Source organism: Streptomyces cinnabarinus (assembly GCF_027270315.1).
GTDB lineage: Bacteria > Actinomycetota > Actinomycetes > Streptomycetales > Streptomycetaceae > Streptomyces > Streptomyces cinnabarinus.
Window position 1 is genome coordinate 4,199,856 of the sequence record NZ_CP114413.1, and the last position, 19,139, is coordinate 4,218,994.

Sequence of the window (19,139 nt, forward strand, 5' to 3'; positions counted from 1 at the left end):
GTGCGGCTAGACGAGCCCGGCCTCGCGGAACGAATCCAGGCTGGGGCGAATCGTGGCCGTGAGCCCCGTACCGGCCACCGCGTCAAGGGTCTTGAGGCCGTCGCCCGTGTTGAGGACGACCGTGGTCAGGGACGGGTCGAGGACGCCGTTCTCGATGAGCTTCTTCGTGACGCCCACCGTCACACCACCGGCGGTCTCCGCGAAGATGCCCTCGGTCCGGGCGAGGATCTTGATCGCTTCGACGACCTGCTCATCGGTCACGTCCTCCACCGCACCGCCGGTCCGGCGCGCGATGTCCAGGACGTACGGCCCGTCCGCCGGGTTGCCGATGGCCAGCGACTTGGCGATGGTGTTCGGCTTCTGCGGGCGGACGACGTCGTGGCCCGCCTTGAAGGCCACCGACACCGGCGAGCACCCCTCGGCCTGCGCACCGAAGATCTTGTACGGCTTGTCCTCGACGAGCCCGAGCTTGATCAGCTCCTGGAGCCCCTTGTCGATCTTCGTGAGCTGCGAGCCGGAGGCGATCGGCACGACCAGCTGGTCGGGGAGCTGCCAGCCGAGCTGCTCGCAGATCTCGTACGCGAGGGTCTTGGAGCCCTCCGCGTAGTACGGCCGCAGGTTGACGTTGACGAAGCCCCAGCCCTCGCCGGCCGGGTCGCCGATCAGCTCGGAGCAGAAGCGGTTCACATCGTCGTAGTTGCCCTCGATGCCGACGAGCTCACCGCCGTAGACCGCGGCCATGACGACCTTGCCCTGCTCCAGGTCGTGCGGGATGAACACGCAGGAGCGGAAGCCCGCGCGGGCGGCGGCGGCGCCGACGGCACCGGCCAGGTTGCCCGTGGAGGAGCAGGAGAGCGTGGTGAAGCCGAAGGCGCGCGCGGCCTCCAGCGCCTGGGCGACGACGCGGTCCTTGAAGGAGTGCGTCGGGTTGCCGGAGTCGTCCTTCACATACAAACCGCCGGTCACGCCGAGCTCGCGGGCCAGGTTGTCGGCCTTGACGAGCTGGGTCCAGCCGGGGTTGATGTTGGGCTTGTCGGCCACGTCCGCGGGGACGGGCAGCAGCGGCGCGTACCGCCAGATGTTCGCGGGTCCCGCTTCGATGCGCTTGCGGAGTTCCTCGGTGTCGTAGGCCGAGAAGTCGTAGGCGATCTCCAGCGGGCCGAAACACTCCTCGCATGCGAAGACCGGGCCGAGAGGCACGCGGTGGCCGCATTCGCGGCAGCTCAGGGCAGCGGCGGGACCGAGGTCGACGGTGGGATTTCCGGTGTTTGCGACAGTCTGCACAGCCATGTGAGGCGAGGCCCTTTCTCCTCATCTTCCTCACGACGCATCTCGCCGTGAGACGGATTTGGCACCTTCCCAAGCCGGGAGCCTCGCGTGAACGAGAGCCGACTGGAGGGTTGCCGGGGCTTCATCGGGCCGTATCCCTCTGCCCCTCTGGATGAGCGGTATGAAGTTGTGAACGTCGGGCCATCCCGGACATGCGATGGTCATCCGCGTTGTTCAAGACTGTAACCGACGACCTGGACAGTTGAGATAGTCGTCCGAACCGCGAGATGGATCACAGACAGAAGAGGAGCCGCGCACTGTGCTGAACGAAGTCGAGCGCTGGCTGGCCACCCGCTCCTGGTCGGTGACCGACCGCCCGCTCCACCAGGTCCTGGCGGCCAAGCAGCGCACTGGCCAGACGGTCTCCGTCGTGCTGCCCGCGCTCAACGAGGAGGAGACGGTCGGGGACATCGTCGCGGTGATCCGGCACGACCTGATGCGGCAGGTCCCGCTGGTCGACGAGATCGTGGTGGTGGACTCCGGTTCGGCCGACCGGACCTCCGAGGTCGCCGCGGCGGCCGGGGCGACCGTGGTGCACCGGGACGCGATCCTGCCGCGGATCCCCGCGGTGCCCGGCAAGGGCGAGGTGCTGTGGCGCTCGCTGCTGGTCACCCGGGGCGACATCGTCTGCTTCATCGACGCGGACCTGAAGGAGTTCTCCTCGGACTTCGTCTCCGGCATCGTCGGCCCGCTGCTCACCGACCCCGGGGTGGACCTGGTCAAGGCGATGTACGACCGTCCGCTCGGCGGGGCCGCCGGCCAGGGCGGCCGGGTCACCGAGCTGATGGCCCGCCCGCTGCTGAACATGCACTGGCCGCAGCTGGCCGGGTTCGTCCAGCCGCTCGGCGGGGAGTACGCGGCCCGCCGCTCCCTGCTGGAGCAGCTCCCCTTCCCGGTCGGCTACGGCGTGGAGCTCGGCATGCTGATCGACGCCCTGCATCTGGTGGGCCTGGACGCGCTGGCCCAGGTGGACGTCGGGGTGCGCAAGCACCGGCACCAGGACGGGCAGGCGCTCGGCCGGATGTCCGCCGCGATCTACCGCACCGCCCAGCTCCGGCTGGCCCGCGGGCATCTCGTCCGCCCCTCGCTGACCCAGTTCGAGCGCGGCGAGGACGGTTTCGAGCCGCGGACGTACTCGGTGGACACCGAGGAGCGGCCGCCGATGGTGGAGATCGCGGAGTACGCCTCCCGCAAGGTGGCGTAACCCTCGTCTCGTCCAGCGGCTCGTACGTTTGAGCGTTTACGGCACGGGCTAGGTTGGAGCACATGGCTTCCACGCATGTGGCTTCCGCCCGCGGTGCCGCCCAGGTGCTGGTCGCGTCGAACCGCGGCCCGGTCTCCTACGAGGTCCAGCAGGACGGCTCACTGCGCACCAGGCGCGGGGGCGGCGGACTGGTCTCAGGACTCTCGGCCATCGGCCCGGACGCCGGCGCCCTGTGGGTCTGCTCGGCGCTCTCCGACGGCGACCGCGAGGCGGTACGGCGCGGGGTCGGCGAGGACGGCGTGCGGATGCTGCCGATTCCGGCCGAGGTGCACGCGGACGCGTACAACGGCGTCGCCAACTCCGTGCTGTGGTTCGTGCACCACATGCTCTACCAGACTCCGCTAGAACCGGTGTTCGACGCCGATTTCTGGCGGCAGTGGGAGAACTACACCCGCTACAACCGGGCCTTCGCCGAGGCGCTGGCCGACGAGGCGGCCGAGGGTGCGGCGGTCCTGGTGCAGGACTACCACCTGACGCTGGTGCCGGGACTGCTCCGCAAGCTCCGCCCCGACCTGCGGATCGGCCACTTCTCGCACACCCCGTGGGCCCCGGTGGACTACTTCCGCATGCTGCCCGACCAGGTGGCGCGCGAGGTGCTGGAGGGCATGCTCGGCGCCGACCGGCTCGGCTTCCTCACCCGGCGCTGGGCGGACGCCTTCACCGTCTGCTGCACCGAGCTGACGGGCGGGCTCGGGGACACCGAGGTCGGTGTGCACGGCCTCGGGGCCGACGCCGAGTTCCTGCGCGCCCGCTCGCACGAGGCGGACGTCGAGGAGCGGATCACCGGGCTGCGGGCGGAAATCGGGGCCGGGCCCTCCGGGGCCGCCCGAAAGACGATCGTCCGGGTCGACCGGACCGAGCTGTCGAAGAACATCGTGCGCGGACTGCTGGCGTACCGGCAGCTCCTCGACGACCGCCCCGAGTGGCGCGAGCGGGTCGTGCACGTGGCCTTCGCCTACCCCTCCCGGCAGGACCTCGCCGTCTACCGGGACTACACCGCCGAGGTGCAGCGGCTGGCGGACGAGATCAACTCCCAGTACGGGACGCCGGGGTGGACCCCGGTCGTGCTGCACGTCAAGGACGACTTCGCGCGGTCCCTGGCCGCGTACCGGCTCGCCGACGTGGCCCTGGTCAACCCGGTCCGGGACGGGATGAACCTGGTCGCCAAGGAGGTGCCGGTCGTCTCCGACGAGGGCTGCGTACTGGTCCTGTCGCGGGAGGCGGGGGCGTACGCGGAACTGGGCGAGGACGCGCTCGTGGTGAACCCCTACGACATCCTGGGCACCGCGAACGCCCTGCACGAGGCGCTCACCATGGCCCCCGAGGAGCGGGCGGAGCGCGCCAAGCGGCTGTCGGCGGCGGCGACCGCCCTGCCGCCGTCGCAGTGGTTCCTGGACCAGCTGACGGCACTCACCGGCTCCTGACTACAGGCGGTCCGCCAAGGCGCTGAGCAGGCCCGCCACGCCCTGCGGGCCCCCCACCACCACGTCCGACTTCTCCGCCAGTTCCGGGACCTCGTCGCTGCCGCTGCACACCAGCAGGCCGGGGGTGCCGTCCAGGCGGAGCTTCTCCACGGCCGCGTAGGCGGGGAGGTCGCCGAGGTCGTCACCGGCGTAGAGGACCGAGCCGGCGTCGATCTCGCGGATGTAGTCCAGCAGGGCGACACCCTTGTCCATGCCGGGCGGGCGCAGCTCCAGGACCATGCGGCCCGGTTCGACGATCAGGCCGTGGCGGGCGGCGAGTTCGCCGAGCGGTGCGCGCAGCGCCTCGAACGCGGCCTGCGGATCGGCGGCCCGCCGGGTGTGCACGGCGACCGCGCGGCCCTTCTCCTCGATCCAGGTGCCGTGCCAGGCGCCGACGCCGTCGAGGACGCCGGGCAGTTCGGCGCGGACCGCGGCGACCCCGGGGTCGGGCGCGGGCGCGGAGACCGTGCCGGTGACCGCGTCCCAGCGCTCGGCGCCGTAGTGGCCGAGGACGACGAGGTGCTCCAGACCGGAGACGCCGGCGAATCCGCCGTAGCGGACCGCGACGCCGGCCGGGCGTCCGGTGAGCACCGCGACGGCGGCCACCTTCGGCGCGAGCGCGGCGAGCGCGGGCACCGCGTCCGGGTGGGCGCGGGCCTGCTCGGGGTCCGGGACGATCGGTGCGAGCGTCCCGTCGAAGTCGAGGGCGATCACCGCGCGCCCCGGGTCGGCAAGGATCGCGTCGAGACCGGCCCGTCCAGCGGGGGTGGCAGGGTCCGGCAAGGGGGTCGAGTCCGTGTGGCTGCCCATACGAGGGACCTTATCCAGCTACGGCCCCGCCGGTCAGCAACGCGGGAAAGCTCCGCCCACGGGTTGGCCGGGCGTCACCTCTCCGCCCTCCGCGACTCCCGTATCCGGCGCAGTCTGTTCACCGTCACCGGGTCGTGGGCGAGCGCCCGCCGGTCGTCGAGGAGGGCGTTGAGGAGCTGGTAGTAGCGGACGGGGGCGAGCCCCAGCTCCTCCCGTATCGCCCGCTCCTTCGCGCCGGGCCCCGGGAAGCCGCGCCGCTCCAGGGCCAGGACGGCCTGTTCCCCGGGGTTCAGCGGTTCCTGTTCCATGCGAGCACGGTAGCTCCCGGCACTGACAGCGGGCCGCCTACTCCGCGTTCTCCTCGGTCGCCGCCGTCGCCTGGAGCTCGCGCAGCACCGTGGCCGGGTCGCCGCCGTACGCCACCGCCCGGCCGATCTTCTGCTTGATCGCCGCGTTCACCGCGGCCCAGGAGGTACGGCCCACCGGATAGAGCTCGGAGGTGGGGAGCGCGTCCAGGAAGGGCTTCAGGTCCGCGTCCTCCTTCGCCACGCTCATGGTGTCCCAGACCGGAGTCGTCACGGGCAGCAGGTCGTACTCGCGGGAGAGGGAGAGCACGTTCTCGTCGTCGTAGACGAAGTCCAGGAAGTCGCCGGCCTCCTCGGCGTGGCCGTTCTGCTTGAACGCCATCATCCAGTCGGCGACGCCCATGGAGATCCGGCTCGGCCCCTCCACGCCCGGCATCGGCACCATGCCGAACTTCACGCCCTTCGCGGCGGCCGCCTTCATCAGCGTGGGATGGCCGTTGAGCATGCCGACGTCGCCGTCGGTGAACGCCTCGAAGGCGTCCGCGCGGTCGAGCGACTTGGGCTCGACCGGACCGACGAGGTCCTCGCCGACCAGCTCGGACTTCAGCCAGTCGAAGGTCTCGACGTTCTCGTCGGAGTCCAGGACGTAGGAGCCCGTGTTGGGGTCGGTGTAGCCGCCCCGGCCGCTGAGCAGCCACTGCATGGTCTCGGCCTGCGCCTCCTCGGGACCGAGCGGCAGGGCGTAGGGGAACTTCACCCCGTCCGCCTTCAGTGCCTCGGCGGCCGTGACCAGTCCCTGCCAGGTCTGCGGGGCCTCGATGCCGGCGTCGGCGAAGAGGGACTTGTTGTAGAAGAGCAGCCGCGTGGAGGAGGCGAAGGGCATCCCGTACTGCGCCCCGTTCACCGCGCCCGCGGCAGCGAGCTGCGGGAGGAAGTCGGCCTGGGTGGTGATGGAGAGCAGCTCGCTGGCGGTGTACAGCTTGCCCGCCTTCGCGTAGTCGGCGTACGCCCCGATCTGCGCCAGGTCCGGCGCCTTCCCCGCGTCGACCAGCTCCTTCACCTTCCGGTCGACGTCGGTCCAGGAGTAAATGCTGACCTCGACGTTGACGTCCGGGTGGTCCTTCTCGTACGCCTCGACCAGGGAGTTCCAGTACTTCTCGGAGCTGTTGGCCGCGCTGTCGCCGTAGTCCGCGGCGACAAGTCGCAGCGTGACCTCGTCCGATCCCCCGGTCAGCCCGCAGCCGCCCAGGACCGCTGTCATGCCCAGTGCGGACACCACCGCAATCATTCCTGTCCTACGCCGCCGCATAAATCCCAGCCCCAACTGACCCGTCGCGAAAATTTTCGAAGCAAACCATAAGGTCTACACCACGTAGTGGACTAGACCTCTCACAGGTATAAGGGCCACACTGTCCCCCGTGAGACATGTCATCGCCCTCGACGTGGGCGGCACCGGTATGAAAGCCGCCCTGGTCGGGGCGGACGGCGCGCTGCTGCACCAGGCCCGTCGGCCGACCGGACGCGAGCGCGGCCCCGACGCGGTCGTCGCCAACATCCTCGGCTTCGCCGCCGAGCTGCGCGCCCACGGCTCGAAGTCCCTGGGCGAGCCCGCCGCCGCGGCCGGTGTCGCCGTCCCCGGCATCGTCGACGAGGCGGCCGGTATCGCCGCCTACTCCGCCAACCTGGGCTGGCGCGACGTACCCCTGCGTGAGCTGATAGGCGCCGAGCTGGGCATCCCGGCCGCGCTCGGCCACGACGTGCGCACCGGCGGCCTCGCCGAGGGCCGGATCGGCGCGGGCAAGGGCGCGGACCGCTTCCTGTTCGTGGCGCTGGGCACCGGCATCGCGGGCGCGATCGGCGTGGACGGCCGGGTGGAGGCCGGGGCGCACGGTTTCGCGGGCGAGATCGGCCATGTCGTCGTACGCCCCGGCGGCCCGCCCTGCCCCTGCGGCCAGCGCGGCTGCCTGGAGCGGCTGGCGTCCGCGGCGGCGGTCAGCGAGGCATGGGCGGCGGCGAGCGGCGACCCCTCGGCGGACGCAGCCGACTGCGCCAAGGCCGTCACGTCCGGCGACCCGAACGCCGTACGAGTCTGGCAGGACGCCGTCGACGCCCTCGCCGACGGCCTGGTCACCGCCCTCACCCTGCTGGACCCGCGCACCCTGATCATCGGTGGCGGCCTCGCCGAGGCGGGGGAAACCTTGTTCACACCACTGCGGGACGCCGTCCGGCGGAGGGTCACGTTCCAGAAGTTGCCGACGATCGTCCCGGCGGCGCTGGGGGACGCGGCGGGATGTCTGGGCGCCGGGCTGCTGGCCTGGGACCTGCTGACCACTACAACTCGGATCCAGGAGGAAACGACCTGATGGCAACCCCCACCGGCCCGCAGCTGGTACTCAAGGGCGCGCGCGTGGCTCTTCCCACAGGAGTCGTGGACGAAGGCCAAGTCGTCGTCGAGGGCGACCGGATCGCCTCGACCGCCCAGGAGAACGCCCAGGTCATCGACGTATCCGGCCACTACCTGGTACCCGGCTTCGTGGACATCCACAACCACGGCGGGGGCGGGGCTTCGTTCACCTCGGGAACCGTCGACGAAGTGCTCAGCGGCATCGACACCCACCGCCGGCACGGCACCACCACCCTCGTCGCCTCCACCGTCACCGGCGACATGGACTTCCTCGCCCAGCGCGCCGGCCTGCTCTCCGAACTCGCCGAGCAGGGCGACATCGCCGGGATCCACTTCGAGGGCCCGTTCATCTCCCCCTGCCGCAAGGGCGCGCACTCCGAGGAGCTGCTGCGCGACCCCGACCCCGCCGACGTCCGCAAGCTGATCGACGCCGCCCGCGGCCAGGCCCGGATGGTCACCCTCGCCACCGAACTCCCCGGCGGCATCGACTCCGTACGGCTGCTCGCCGAACACGGCGTCATCGCGGCGATCGGGCACACGGACGCGACGTACGAGCAGACCGTCGAGGCGATCGACGCGGGCGCCACCGTGGCCACGCACCTGTTCAACGCGATGCCCGTGCTCGGCCACCGCGCCCCGGGACCGATCGCGGCGCTGCTGGAGGACGACCGGATCACCGTCGAGCTGATCAACGACGGCACCCATCTGCACCCCGCCTCCCTCCAGCTGGCGTTCCATCACGCGGGCGCCGACCGGGTCGCGTTCATCACCGACGCGATGGACGCGGCGGGCTTCGGTGACGGCCGCTACATGCTCGGCCCGCTGGAGGTGGAGGTCGCCGACGGCGTCGCCCGCCTGGTGGAGGGCGGCTCGATCGCCGGCTCCACCCTCACCCTGGACCGCGCCTTCAAGCGCGCGGTGACCGTCGACGGGCTGTCCGTCCCGGACGCGGTGACGGCGCTGTCCGCCAACCCGGCCCGGCTGCTGGGGATGTCCGACACGATCGGCTCCCTGGAGCCCGGCAAGTACGCCGACCTGGTGCTTCTGGACTCCGCCTTCGACCTCAAGGGCGTGCTGCGGCGGGGGGAATGGGTGATCGGTCCCCAACTGGGCTGATCCGTCCGGCAGTAGCGCGGCGGCGGTCGTTCCGAGGGCTGGGACGACCGCCGTCTGTTTGGCATGATCGTGACCGGAAGAGACGGCACCACTTTTTCGGGGGGAGGTCGGCCCAGGTGATCCTCACGGTCACACTGAACACCGCTCTCGACATCACCTATCGCGTACGGGCACTCAGCCCGCACACCTCCCACCGGGTCTCCGAGGTCCTCGAACGCCCCGGCGGCAAGGGCCTCAACGTGGCCCGGGTCCTGGCGACGCTCGGCCACGAGGTGACCGCCACCGGCTTCACGGGCGGCGCCACGGGCCGGGTCGTACGCGAACTGCTCGCCGCCACCGACGGGGTGCGGGACGCCTTCGTCCCGCTCGGCACCGGCACCACCCGGCGCACGATCGCGGTCGTCGACGACCTGTCCGGCGACACGACCCAGCTCAACGAACCGGGCCCGCTGGTCACCCCCGTCGAGTGGTCCGCCTTCCAGGAGTCCTACGCCGCCCTGCTCCCGTCCGCCGACGCGGTCGCCCTGTGCGGCAGCCTCCCGCCGGGCGTCCCGGTGGGCGCCTACGCCGGGCTGGTCCGCGCGGCACGCACCGCGGGCGTGCCCGTGCTGCTGGACACCAGCGGCGAACCCCTGCGCCGCGCCATCGCGGCCCGCCCCGACCTCGTCAAGCCCAACGCCGACGAGCTGGCCGAACTCACCGGCTCGCACGAGCCGTTGCGGGCCACCCAGGAGGCGCGCCGACGCGGGGCGCATGCGGTGGTCGCCTCCCTGGGCGCCGCGGGCCTGCTGGCGCACACCCCGGAGGGCCGCTGGCGTGCGGCCCCGCCCCGCACACTGCGCGGCAACCCGACCGGCGCGGGCGACGCGGCGGTCGCGGGCCTGCTGTCGGGCCTGGTCGAGAACCTGCCCTGGCCGGACCGTCTGGCCCGCGCGGCGGCGCTGTCGGCGGCGAGCGTGCTGGCACCGGTGGCCGGGGAGTTCGACCGGGGGGCCTATGAGGACCTGCTCGGGCGGATAGCGGTGACGGGCGAGGCCAGCGCGGCCTGAGACTTCCGCCGGGGCAATTCGCCCGACATTCGACAATTGCCGACGTGGCGAATTACGCAATACGCCCATGCCGATAAACGGTTGAAGAGAATACGAAGAATTCTGCTACGCTCGGCAGCGGTCAGCCGACTACAACAGAAGAACGAAGGGGAATTGTGAGTAAAGCACGCACCTTGGGCAGCGTTCTCGGAACGGCCGCACTCATCACGGGGGCAAGTCTCCTCAACGCCGCTCCGGCATCTGCCGCGGTGACCGGCACTTGCTATACCGAGCGCCCGTGCATCCAGCTGTTCTACAACAGCGCATACGAAGGTTCATTCATTACCATCGGCGGCGGCAGCATATCCAACCTGGCCGGTTACACGTACCCCTACGCCGGTGCCGGCCAGGGCCAGGCGGTGAAGAACAATTCCGCCTCGGCGAAGTTCCGTGCCGACGACAGCTTCTATCCGTCGTCCATGACCGTGTTCTACAACAGCGGCTACGGCGGCCCCTGCGACCGCTTCATGGCGACCGAGCTGACCTGGAAGAACGGCCCGAAGCTGGTGCGCACGTACAACGAGAACGCGTCCGTGAAGCAGGTGCTCGGCACCTACCAGGCCAACCACCCCACGGACTGCTTCAACTGGTGACAGCCACACCCTGACAGTCACGTCCGCTGGGCCCTTCCCTCCCGTCGGCCTGCCCGCCGCGCGGGAGGGGAGGGTCCGGACCCCGAGAAGAGATCCGGGCACATGAAGCGTTCGACAGGAATCGTGGCGGCGGTCGGTATCACCGCCGCGCTGGCGGTCTCCGTACCCCTCGTCCTCGCCACGGGCGACGACGACACCGCCGCCACCCAGGGCGCCGGGACCACCGGTCGGAAGGCCGACCCGGCGGCCACCGCCCCCGCGACGTCCCAGAAGGACTTCGTCCTTTCCCTCCCGCTCGCCGGCTACGCCTTCACCCGCGAGCAGCAGGTCGTCCTCGACCGGGCCCAGATCAAGCTCCAGGAGTCCTGCGTACGGCGGCTGAGCTCGACGGCGCTCCCGCACCGGGAGGTGCCCGACGCGACCGCCGCCCAGGAGCCGAGCAGGCGGTACGGCCTGATGGACCTCGACTCGGCGAAGCGGTACGGCTATCAGCAGCCCGACAGCCCGGCGGACAACGCTTCCCTGCCCCGCCCGGACGCCACCCAGCAGATGCTGCTGAGCGGCCGGAACCGCTCCGGCGATCCGGTGACGACGTACAAGGGGCGCGCCGTCCCGAAGGGCGGTTGCAGCACCGAGGCCCGCGGCACGGTGTACGGCGACCACGACGAACAGCCCGGAATAGCCGTGGCCCAGCGGATAGACGTAGAGAGCTACGAACTCTCGCTGCGTGACTCGAAGGTCGTCGACGTCTTTTCCGACTGGTCGAAATGCATGAAGGACACGGGCTATTCCTACGAATCCCCGCTGAAAGTGACCGACGACCCTGAATTCGCCGACGCGGACTATTCCGACCGGGAGCGCGCGGTCGCCGAGGCGGACGTCACCTGCAAACTGGACGTGCGCCTCCCGCAGACCTGGCTGGCCGTCGAGTCCGCGATCCAGAAAAAGCTGATCGGGCCGCACAAAGGCGACCTGAACAAGCTGTCGCGGAGTCAGCTGAGTATGGTCGAACGGGCCGAGTCAATTCTGAAGAAGAACTGACCCGTCCGGCTCACTCCTTGACCTGGCCCGCCTTGATCCACAGCTGGTCGAGGAGGACGTCGCACTTGTCGCCGTTGGCGCAGGAGATCGCGATGGTGTTGGTGCCCTTGTTGAGGGTCGGCCACGAGTAAGTGGTCGTCCAGCCCTTGGCGAAGTCGCCCTCGGGGGCATTCGCGTAGTTCTCAAGGCTCAGCTTGGTGCCGAACTCCTTGCCGTTGACGGTGAGCGTCATCGACTGGTCCTTGCCGGGGACGCTGAAGCGCGTGAACACCGTGTAGGCGCCGTCCTCGGGAATGCCGTCCACCGTCCAGGTGACCGAGCTGCCGACCGCGTTGAGGCCGCCGATGTACACGCCCCCGCTCGACTGGGCACCCTGGATGTCCGAGGCCAGCGCGGCCGTACCGCCGAGCCGCATCGCCTTCGCGTCGGTCTTCGGCAGCTCTTTCTCCTCGTCGGCGCTGCTGCCCTGCGAAGGCGTCGGGTCCTTGCTCTCCGCCTGGGTCGGCGTGGAGTCGGCCTGGTTGCCCTTGTCGCCCTTGTCGTCGTCGCCGCCCGCCATCGCCACCGCGATGCCGATCACGACCGCCGCGACCACCGCGATGGCGCCGATCAGCAGCCCCTTGGTGTTGGGCCCGCGCCCGCGGCCGTTGCCGCCGCCGTAGGCCGGGGCCTGCTGGGTGGTCGGGGCGCCGCCCGGGAGGGTCTCGGGAGCCGCGTAGTGGGCGCTCGGCTGCTGCGGCACCTGGCCGTAGCCCGCCGTCGGCGCCTGCTGGCCGTACTGCCGCTGGCCGACCGAGCGCACCCGGTTCACCGAGTTCGGGTAGCCGTAGCCCCCGGACGGCGGCTGGGCGCCATTGGCCTGCCCGTCGGCGTAGAGGTAGCCGAACGGGTCGTCGTCCTCGGGCGTATTGGCGCCGTTGTTGCCGGACGTCATCCCTTGGTCTCCTCACCAGGTGCGGGCGGATTCGGTACGTGTGACGAAGGGCGAGCCTACCCGCTCTGGCACGCCCAAACGGGTGACTCGGACCTCATCAGCTCGCTGACCTGGGGATCAACCCGCACGTCTGTGCTGTTTGGGACGAGATCGTTTCTCTACGTACATCCGCTCGTCGGCCGACTTCAGCACCTCGTCCGCGGTCATGCCGCAGTGCGCCCACCCGATGCCGAAGCTGGCGCCCACCCGCATGGCGCGTCCGTCGACCCGGATCGGCTGGATGATCTCGTTGCGCAGCCGTACGGCGAGGTCCTGGGCGTCGGCCCGGCCGAGCCCGTCGGCCAGCACCACGAACTCGTCGCCGCCGAGCCGGGCCACCGTGTCGCCGTCGCGGACGCCCCGGGTCAGCCGGCGGGCCACCTCGATGAGAACCGCGTCGCCCGCGTTGTGGCCGAACCGGTCGTTGATCGACTTGAAGCCGTCGAGGTCGCAGAAGAGCACCGCGAGCCCCTTGGTGCCGTCGTCACGTTCACTCTCAGGGGCGACGGTGTGCACATGGTGGTCGTAGCCGTCGAGGCTGTCGGTGCCGGGGCGGAAGTCGAAGCCGTGGCCGTTGACGTCGTAGGCGGGGTGGCCGTAGGCGGCGTCCAGGGACTCCAGGGCGCCGGCGGTGGGGCGCTGACAGAGCCGGGAGGAGAGCCGGGCGCGCAGCTCGGCGGAGTTCGGCAGACCGGTCAGGGAGTCGTGCGAGGCGCGGTGGGCGAGCTGGAGCTCACGCCGCTTGCGATCCTCTATGTCCTCGACGTGGGTGAGGAGAAAACGGGGGCCGTCGGCCGCGTCGGCGACGACGCTGTTGCGCAACGACACCCACACATAGGTGCCGTCGCGGCGGCCCAGGCGGAGCTCCGCGCGGCCGCCCTCCGCCGACGTCCGCAGCAGGGTGCCGATGTCCTCGGGGTGGACGAGGTCGGAGAAGGAGTAGCGGCGCATCGCGGAGGCGGGGCGGCCGAGCAGCCGGCACAGGGCGTCGTTGGTGCGCAGGATGCGGCCGTGCTGATCACCGCCCATCTCGGCGATCGCCATGCCCGAGGGGGCGTACTCGAAGGCCTGCCGGAAGCTCTCCTCGCTGGCCCGCAGCGCCTGCTGCTCGCGCTCCAGGCGGACCAGGGCGCGCTGCATGTTGGCCCGCAGCCGGGCGTTGCTGATCGCGATGGCGGCCTGGAACGCGTACATCTGCAGGGCCTCGCGCCCCCACGCGCCCGGCAGCCGGCCGTTGCGCGGGCGGTCCACGGACAGGACGCCGATCAGCTCGCCGCTCGCGCCGCCGTGCACGCCCGGCGTGTACATGGGCGCGAAGAGCCGGTCCGAGGGGTGCCACTCGTCCTCGAAGCGGGGCGCGGGCCCGTCGGTGTACCACTGCGGGACGTCGTCGTCGTCGAGGACCCAGCCCTCGGTGTGCGGGATGAATCTCAGGTCGCCCCAGGCCTCGCCCATGCTCAGCCGACGCTCCCAGGACTCGCGCGAGCCGGTCCGGCCGGTGATCAGCGCCTCGGCGGCGGGGTTGCCGGCGAGCGCGGCGACGACGAGGTCGCCGTCCTGCCGGACCAGGTTGACGCACGCCAGCTCGTAGCCGAGGCCGGTGACGACGCCGTCGGCGACGGTCTGAAGCGTGTCCGCCAGGCTGCGTGCGGTGTTCATGTCCGCCATGACCTGGTGCAGTTGCCGCAGGGTCGCAAGACGGACGTACGGCTCCGACTCGGAGTCCATGCTCGCCCTCCCCCCGAGACCTCGCAGCGAATCAAGGGTTCTCATCGGCGTATCGATTGCGTCAGCTTCCCCGCCACTGAATCACAGCGCGCTGCCCACTCGGTACACAGGGTCAACAATTATCGGGTCTTGTGACTCAAGTCACAGCTAAAGATGAACAATTGAGTGGGATTTCTGTGTTTCCCCCATGCGTTTACTGAACGCAGAGTTTCGGAGTCCGCCGAAGGTCCTAGGACCGTACTCGGACCCGGGCCCGATGCGACTCCCCCGCACTGGAGATTAGCGTTTCCGGCGTGCCGAACACTCCCCCCGCCCCGCCCGCCCCGCTCACCGCACCGCCCCTCGCCGGGCATGCTGAGGGGGTGAGCAACGACGAGTTCCGCGCCGCCATGTCCCGGCTGGCCGCGGGCGTGGTCCTGGTGACCGCCTTCGAACCCCCGCTCGCCCCGGACGGCCCCAAGGGCGAGGACGTGGGCATGACGGCGACGGCGTTCCTGTCGGTCTCCCTGGACCCGCCCCTGGTGCTGGTCAGCCTGCGCACCGGCGCGCGCATGGACGACCTGCTCGACGAGCAGCCCCTGTGGGCGGTCTCGGTGCTGTCCGAGAGCCAGCGGCACATCGCCGGCCGCTTCGCCATGAAGGGCCGCATCAGCGACCGCCTCCTCTTCGAGGACATCCCCTACGTCCGCGGTCAGGCGACCGGCGCCGCGCTGGTGGGCGGCGCGCTGGCGCAGCTGGAGTGCCGGACCGAGCAGCGGATGGTGGCGGGCGACCACACCCTCGTCATCGGCCGGGTCCTGACGGCCAGGATGCCGAGCGCGGACGGCGGTCCACTGATGTATTTCCGCGGTCGCTATCGCCAATTGGGCTGAACACGAATTCAAGTGACGGAGAGTGAACTCGCCGCCTAGGGTGCGCGTATGACGATCACCACCGGCCTCCGTCTCGAAACCCTCACACCGAAAAATATCGAGGCCGCGCTCGGCATCCGGATACGCCCGGACCAGGAACACGCCGTCGAGCCGGTGGCGCACTCGCTCGCCGAGGCATACGTCTGGCCCGGGGTCGCCTGGCCGCGCCTGATCGTCGACGACGGCCGTCCGGTCGGCTTCCTGATGGCCTTCCTCGACATCGACTGGCTCGGCGACGGCAGCCTCGTCCGCTCCGGCCTGTGGCGCCTGAACATCGCGGCCGACGAACAGGGCCGCGGCTACGGCCGCTTCGCGGTCGACTCGGTGGCGGCGGAGCTGCGCGCCCGGGGCACGAAGGAGCTCTACGTCACCTGGCACCCGGGCCCGACCGGCCCCGAGAACTTCTATCTCCGTCTCGGCTTCGAACCCAACGGCGAGACGAGCGGCAACCAGACGGTGGGCGTGCTGAAGCTGTCGTAGCCGGAGGCGCGGGCGCCCCGCCACCCCGGACCGACCGCCCGTCAAGCTCGGCCAGTGGTCCCGGGTCCCTCACGATGTCGATGACGGCGATCCGGTCCCGTACGACGGTGAAGCCCCAGACCCCGCGACGCCGGACTGATCCAAACGACAGGCCCTAGCCCCAGTCCCGCCCGGTCCGCCCCCGCTTGGTCTGGGAGCGCTGTTTCTTCTCGCGGAGGCGGCGCTCGTTGATGCCGCGGGGAATGCGAGTCGGTTTGCGGGGCTTGGGGGGTGGTGCGGTGGCCTCCGCCAGGAGGGACGCGAGGCGTACGGCCGCGGTCTCGCGGTTGCGCCACTGGGAGCGGTGCTCGGAGGCCCGCACGGTGAGGACACCGTCCACGAGACGTCCGGCGAGCCGCTCCAGGGCCCGCTGCTTCCACACCTCGGGCAGCGCCTCCGTACGGGCGAGGTCGAAGCGGAGTTCGACCTGCGAGTCACTGGTGTTGACGTGCTGGCCGCCGGGCCCGGAGGAACGCGAGAAACGCCACTGGAGCTCGGCCTCGGGAAGGGAGACGGAGCCGCGGATGACATGAGGACCGGACATGCCGTCCATGTTCCCCGCTCTGTCCGGTCCACGTCACCCCAATATCGCGGTGGAGCCGTTCGAATGGTGCTTGGTAAAGAAAGTAAAGACACCTGGAACCTTGGCCACCCCTCTCCGCGTTCATAGGGGTAGCTGTAGCTTCAAGGCCGTACTGCCGTACGCAAACGAGGGAAGGGACTCCCAACAATGGCTGTAAGCCTGTCCAAGGGTGGCAACGTCTCGCTCACCAAGGAGGCTCCGGGCCTGACCGCCGTCACCGTGGGCCTCGGCTGGGACGTCCGCACCACCACCGGCACGGACTTCGACCTCGACGCCTCCGCGATCGCGGTCAACACGCAGGGCAAGGTCTACTCCGACGCCCACTTCGTGTTCTTCAACAACAAGCAGACCCCGGACCAGACCATCGTCCACACCGGCGACAACCGCACGGGTGAGGGCGCGGGCGACGACGAGGCGATCAACGTCAACCTGGCGGGCCTCCCCGCCGACATCGAGAAGATCGTCTTCCCGGTCTCGATCTACGAGGCCGAGGGCCGCTCGCAGAACTTCGGCCAGGTCCGCAACGCCTACATCCGCATCCTCAACCAGGCCGGCGGCGCCGAGATCGCGCGCTACGACCTGTCCGAGGACGCGGCCACCGAGACGGCCATGGTCTTCGGCGAGCTGTACCGCAACGGCGCCGAGTGGAAGTTCCGCGCCGTCGGCCAGGGCTACGCCTCGGGCCTGGTGGGCATCGCCCAGGACTTCGGCGTCAACGTCTGACACCGACCCACCCGAAACCCCCGGCTCCGGCCGGGGGTTTCGGCGTGGTGGGCCCGTCTCACGGCTCCAGCACGACCTTCCCCACCGTCCCCCGCGTCTCCAGCGCCCGGTGTGCCGCGGCCGCCTCCGCGAGGGGGAAGCGCGTGACCGCCGGAACCATACGGCCCTCCGCCGCCTCCATCAACGCGCGGAGTTCGAGCGTGCGGACGGGGTTGGGGCCGCCCGCCTTGCCGAGCATCGAGGCGCCGAGGACCTGCTCGGAGAGGCCCTCGACGAGGTAGGGCTCGCCGTCGTGGATGCCTTCGCCGGACCAGCCGAAGACGATGTGCTTGCCGTCGGCGCCGAGGAGGGCGACGGACTCCTGGGCCACGGTGCCGCCCACACCGTCGAAGACGACCGTCGCCGTCCGCCCACCCAGCCACGCGCGCACCTTCTCCGGCCAGTCGGGGTCCTTGTAGTCGACGGCCAGGTCGGCGCCGCTCGCCTGCACGCGCGCGACCTTCTCCGGACCGCCGGCCAGGCCGATGACCGTGGCCCCGGCGTGCCTGGCGTACTGCACGAGCAGGGTGCCGATGCCCCCGGCCGCCGCCGGGACGACGACCACGGAGTCCGGGCCCAGTTCGGCGAACTGAAGGATCCCCATCGTCGTACGCCCCGTGCCGATCATGGCGACCGCCTCGGCGAAGTCCAGGCCGGCCGGGATCTCGTGCAGCCGTTCGACCTCGGTGACGGTCAGTTCGGCGTAACCGCCGGGCGCGAAGCCGATGTGGGCCACCACCCGCTTGCCGAGCCAGAGTTCGGCCACCCCCTCACCGAGCGACTCGACCACGCCCGCGACTTCCCGGCCCGGGATCGTCGGCAGCGCGGCCGGGGCCGGGCCGGGGCCCGCATGGCCCTCACGCAGAGCGGTGTCGAGCAGATGGACGCCGGCCGCGGCGACGGCGATCCGAACCTGGCCGGGGCCGGGCCGGGGATCCTCGACCTGCTCGTGGGTGAGGTTCTCGGCCGGGCCGAAGGCGTGCAGACGGATGGCGTGCATCAGGGGACCCCCATCGAGGTGCGCATCTAGGTGCGTACGGCTGTCTCAGGCCCCCAACTCTTCAACCTCAAGCATGCTTGAGGTCAAGGGTCCGCTGGCCGAGCGCCAGCGACACCGCGGTGAGGGCGCTGTTGAACGACACCTCCGAGAGCACGCCGGGCGCGGCCACCTGGTCGCCCGCGAGATAGACGCCGTCCCCGCGGTCGATGGCGGGCCGGTCCCGCCAGCTGGTGCCGGGCAGGTCCACGGCGCCGGTACGGCCGTTCGCGAGGGCCTCCCGCCGCCAGGTGACCCGGTCCCGCCAGCCCTCGAAGGCGAGGTCCAGCAGCTCCTCGGCGCGGGCGATCCCGGCCGCCTTCGACTCGTCGGGGCCGAGCGGGATCTGCCCCTGGATCAGCGACTCACCGGCCGGCGCAAGGGTCCGGTCCTGCGCGGTGAACCGCTCGATCCATCCCGTGCGGTCCAGGTCGGACACGGCGAAGGCGTCGCCGCGCCGGGTGCGCAGGGCGAGGTCGATCAGCGCCGTACGGCCGCTCGTCCAGGTCAGGCTGTCGTCCTTGAGTAGCCGCCGGGCGGAGTCCAGCGAGGTGGCGACGACGACCGGGGTGTCGGTCGGGAGGGTGTCGACGCGGGACAGGGTCTCCATCCGGACCCCGAGGTTCCAGGCGTGGTCGGCCATCCGCCCGATGACACTGCCCCAGCCGCCGCGCGGGTAGTGCGCCTCCGGGGGCAGCTTGGTGGCCCGCCGCAGCCGCTCCTGCACGAAGGCGGCGGACAGCGATCCCGGGTCGTGGTGGAAGAGGGCCACGGCGGAGTAGTGGGCCGCCGCGCGGGCGCCCTCCTCGCCCGCGATGCCGGTCGCCCAGGTCAGGAAGTCGACGTCGACCGGCGCCTGGGGCAGACCGCGGCGCAGCATCTTGAGCATGCCGAAGGGCGGGGTGCGGCGCAGTGCGCCGTGGTGCCGCAGCCGCAGCCGGGCGGCCTCCAGGGGCGGGAGCTGGGCGAGCGGTCCGATGAGGCTGCGCTGCCGGAGCCAGGACCAGTGCGGGCCGCCGTTGTAGAGGGCGTGCGGTCCCTCGTTGGTGCGGTACGGCCCCTCGGCGGTCCGCGCCCGTCCGCCCAGGGTGTGGTGGGCCTCGTAGACGGTGACGTCGGCGCCCGATTCGGCGGCGGTGATGGCCGCGGCGAGTCCGGCGAAGCCGCCGCCGATGACGGTGATGCGCATAGGGGTCTCCCTCTGCTCGGGTGGC

General features: G+C 71.0%; 19 protein-coding genes and 1 riboswitch. Of the genes, 10 read left to right on the plus strand and 9 right to left on the minus strand.

The window, feature by feature from the left end; all coding sequences use genetic code 11:
* Positions 1-6: 6 nt before the first annotated feature.
* The gene (gene thrC, locus STRCI_RS18815) at positions 7-1,290 is read right to left on the minus strand and encodes a threonine synthase (protein ID WP_269660124.1); all 1,284 of its coding nucleotides are present in this window, start codon (positions 1,288-1,290) and stop codon (positions 7-9) included.
* Between the two features lie 18 nt (positions 1,291-1,308).
* Positions 1,309-1,448, minus strand: a riboswitch (SAM riboswitch).
* Between the two features lie 140 nt (positions 1,449-1,588).
* On the opposite strand from thrC, the gene STRCI_RS18820 reads away from it, so the two are divergent.
* Entirely contained in the window at positions 1,589-2,533 is a 945-nt protein-coding gene (locus STRCI_RS18820; protein ID WP_269660125.1) for a glucosyl-3-phosphoglycerate synthase, read from the plus strand.
* Between the two features lie 62 nt (positions 2,534-2,595).
* Positions 2,596-4,017, plus strand: coding sequence for an alpha,alpha-trehalose-phosphate synthase (UDP-forming) (locus tag STRCI_RS18825; protein WP_269660126.1), 1,422 nt, complete (start codon positions 2,596-2,598; stop codon positions 4,015-4,017).
* On the opposite strand, the gene otsB is transcribed toward STRCI_RS18825, so the two are convergent.
* The 3 genes from otsB to STRCI_RS18840 form a co-directional block, all read right to left on the minus strand.
* Entirely contained in the window at positions 4,018-4,866 is an 849-nt protein-coding gene (otsB, locus tag STRCI_RS18830) for a trehalose-phosphatase (RefSeq protein WP_269660127.1), read from the minus strand.
* 74 nt (positions 4,867-4,940) lie between these two features.
* Complete coding sequence (locus STRCI_RS18835) at positions 4,941-5,174, minus strand: DUF3263 domain-containing protein (RefSeq protein WP_269660128.1); 234 nt, start codon at positions 5,172-5,174, stop codon at positions 4,941-4,943.
* A gap of 37 nt (positions 5,175-5,211) precedes the next feature.
* Positions 5,212-6,480: an ABC transporter substrate-binding protein gene (locus tag STRCI_RS18840; protein ID WP_269660129.1), complete on the minus strand. Its 1,269-nt coding sequence runs from the start codon at positions 6,478-6,480 to the stop codon at positions 5,212-5,214.
* Between the two features lie 109 nt (positions 6,481-6,589).
* On the opposite strand from STRCI_RS18840, the gene STRCI_RS18845 reads away from it, so the two are divergent.
* From STRCI_RS18845 to STRCI_RS18865, 5 genes are all read left to right on the plus strand, one after another.
* A complete protein-coding gene (locus STRCI_RS18845) occupies positions 6,590-7,534 on the plus strand; it encodes an ROK family protein (protein ID WP_269660130.1) in 945 nt (314 codons plus the stop codon).
* Positions 7,534-8,691 (plus strand): N-acetylglucosamine-6-phosphate deacetylase, encoded by a 1,158-nt coding sequence (nagA, locus tag STRCI_RS18850; protein WP_269660131.1) that lies wholly within the window; start codon positions 7,534-7,536, stop codon positions 8,689-8,691. The genes STRCI_RS18845 and nagA overlap by 1 nt, the downstream gene beginning before the upstream one ends.
* A 116-nt stretch (positions 8,692-8,807) precedes the next feature.
* Complete coding sequence (locus STRCI_RS18855; protein WP_269660132.1) at positions 8,808-9,740, plus strand: 1-phosphofructokinase family hexose kinase; 933 nt, start codon at positions 8,808-8,810, stop codon at positions 9,738-9,740.
* 173 nt (positions 9,741-9,913) lie between these two features.
* Positions 9,914-10,372: a hypothetical protein gene (locus tag STRCI_RS18860; RefSeq protein WP_269660133.1), complete on the plus strand. Its 459-nt coding sequence runs from the start codon at positions 9,914-9,916 to the stop codon at positions 10,370-10,372.
* A gap of 102 nt (positions 10,373-10,474) precedes the next feature.
* Positions 10,475-11,413, plus strand: a complete 939-nt coding sequence (locus STRCI_RS18865; RefSeq protein WP_269660134.1) for a hypothetical protein — start codon at positions 10,475-10,477, stop codon at positions 11,411-11,413.
* A 10-nt stretch (positions 11,414-11,423) separates the two neighbouring features.
* Here the strand turns inward: STRCI_RS18865 and STRCI_RS18870 are convergent, their stop codons facing one another.
* Complete coding sequence (locus tag STRCI_RS18870) at positions 11,424-12,347, minus strand: carbohydrate-binding protein (protein ID WP_269660135.1); 924 nt, start codon at positions 12,345-12,347, stop codon at positions 11,424-11,426.
* A gap of 117 nt (positions 12,348-12,464) precedes the next feature.
* A complete protein-coding gene (gene cdgB / locus STRCI_RS18875) occupies positions 12,465-14,114 on the minus strand; it encodes a diguanylate cyclase CdgB (protein ID WP_269660136.1) in 1,650 nt (549 codons plus the stop codon).
* A 293-nt stretch (positions 14,115-14,407) separates the two neighbouring features.
* On the opposite strand from cdgB, the gene STRCI_RS18880 reads away from it, so the two are divergent.
* Together STRCI_RS18880 and STRCI_RS18885 are read left to right on the plus strand one after the other, a co-directional pair.
* Complete coding sequence (locus STRCI_RS18880) at positions 14,408-14,986, plus strand: flavin reductase family protein (protein WP_269660137.1); 579 nt, start codon at positions 14,408-14,410, stop codon at positions 14,984-14,986.
* Positions 14,987-15,034: 48 nt separating this feature from the next.
* Positions 15,035-15,505 (plus strand): GNAT family N-acetyltransferase, encoded by a 471-nt coding sequence (locus tag STRCI_RS18885; protein ID WP_269660138.1) that lies wholly within the window; start codon positions 15,035-15,037, stop codon positions 15,503-15,505.
* Between the two features lie 154 nt (positions 15,506-15,659).
* Here STRCI_RS18885 and arfB read toward each other — a convergent pair whose 3' ends face one another.
* Positions 15,660-16,097 (minus strand): alternative ribosome rescue aminoacyl-tRNA hydrolase ArfB, encoded by a 438-nt coding sequence (arfB, locus tag STRCI_RS18890; RefSeq protein WP_269660139.1) that lies wholly within the window; start codon positions 16,095-16,097, stop codon positions 15,660-15,662.
* A 177-nt stretch (positions 16,098-16,274) separates the two neighbouring features.
* On the opposite strand from arfB, the gene STRCI_RS18895 reads away from it, so the two are divergent.
* Complete coding sequence (locus STRCI_RS18895) at positions 16,275-16,850, plus strand: TerD family protein (protein ID WP_015659590.1); 576 nt, start codon at positions 16,275-16,277, stop codon at positions 16,848-16,850.
* A gap of 58 nt (positions 16,851-16,908) precedes the next feature.
* Here STRCI_RS18895 and STRCI_RS18900 read toward each other — a convergent pair whose 3' ends face one another.
* Positions 16,909-17,889: a zinc-binding dehydrogenase gene (locus STRCI_RS18900; protein ID WP_269660140.1), complete on the minus strand. Its 981-nt coding sequence runs from the start codon at positions 17,887-17,889 to the stop codon at positions 16,909-16,911.
* A gap of 67 nt (positions 17,890-17,956) precedes the next feature.
* Complete coding sequence (locus STRCI_RS18905; protein ID WP_269660141.1) at positions 17,957-19,114, minus strand: NAD(P)-binding protein; 1,158 nt, start codon at positions 19,112-19,114, stop codon at positions 17,957-17,959.
* Positions 19,115-19,139: the final 25 nt, after the last annotated feature.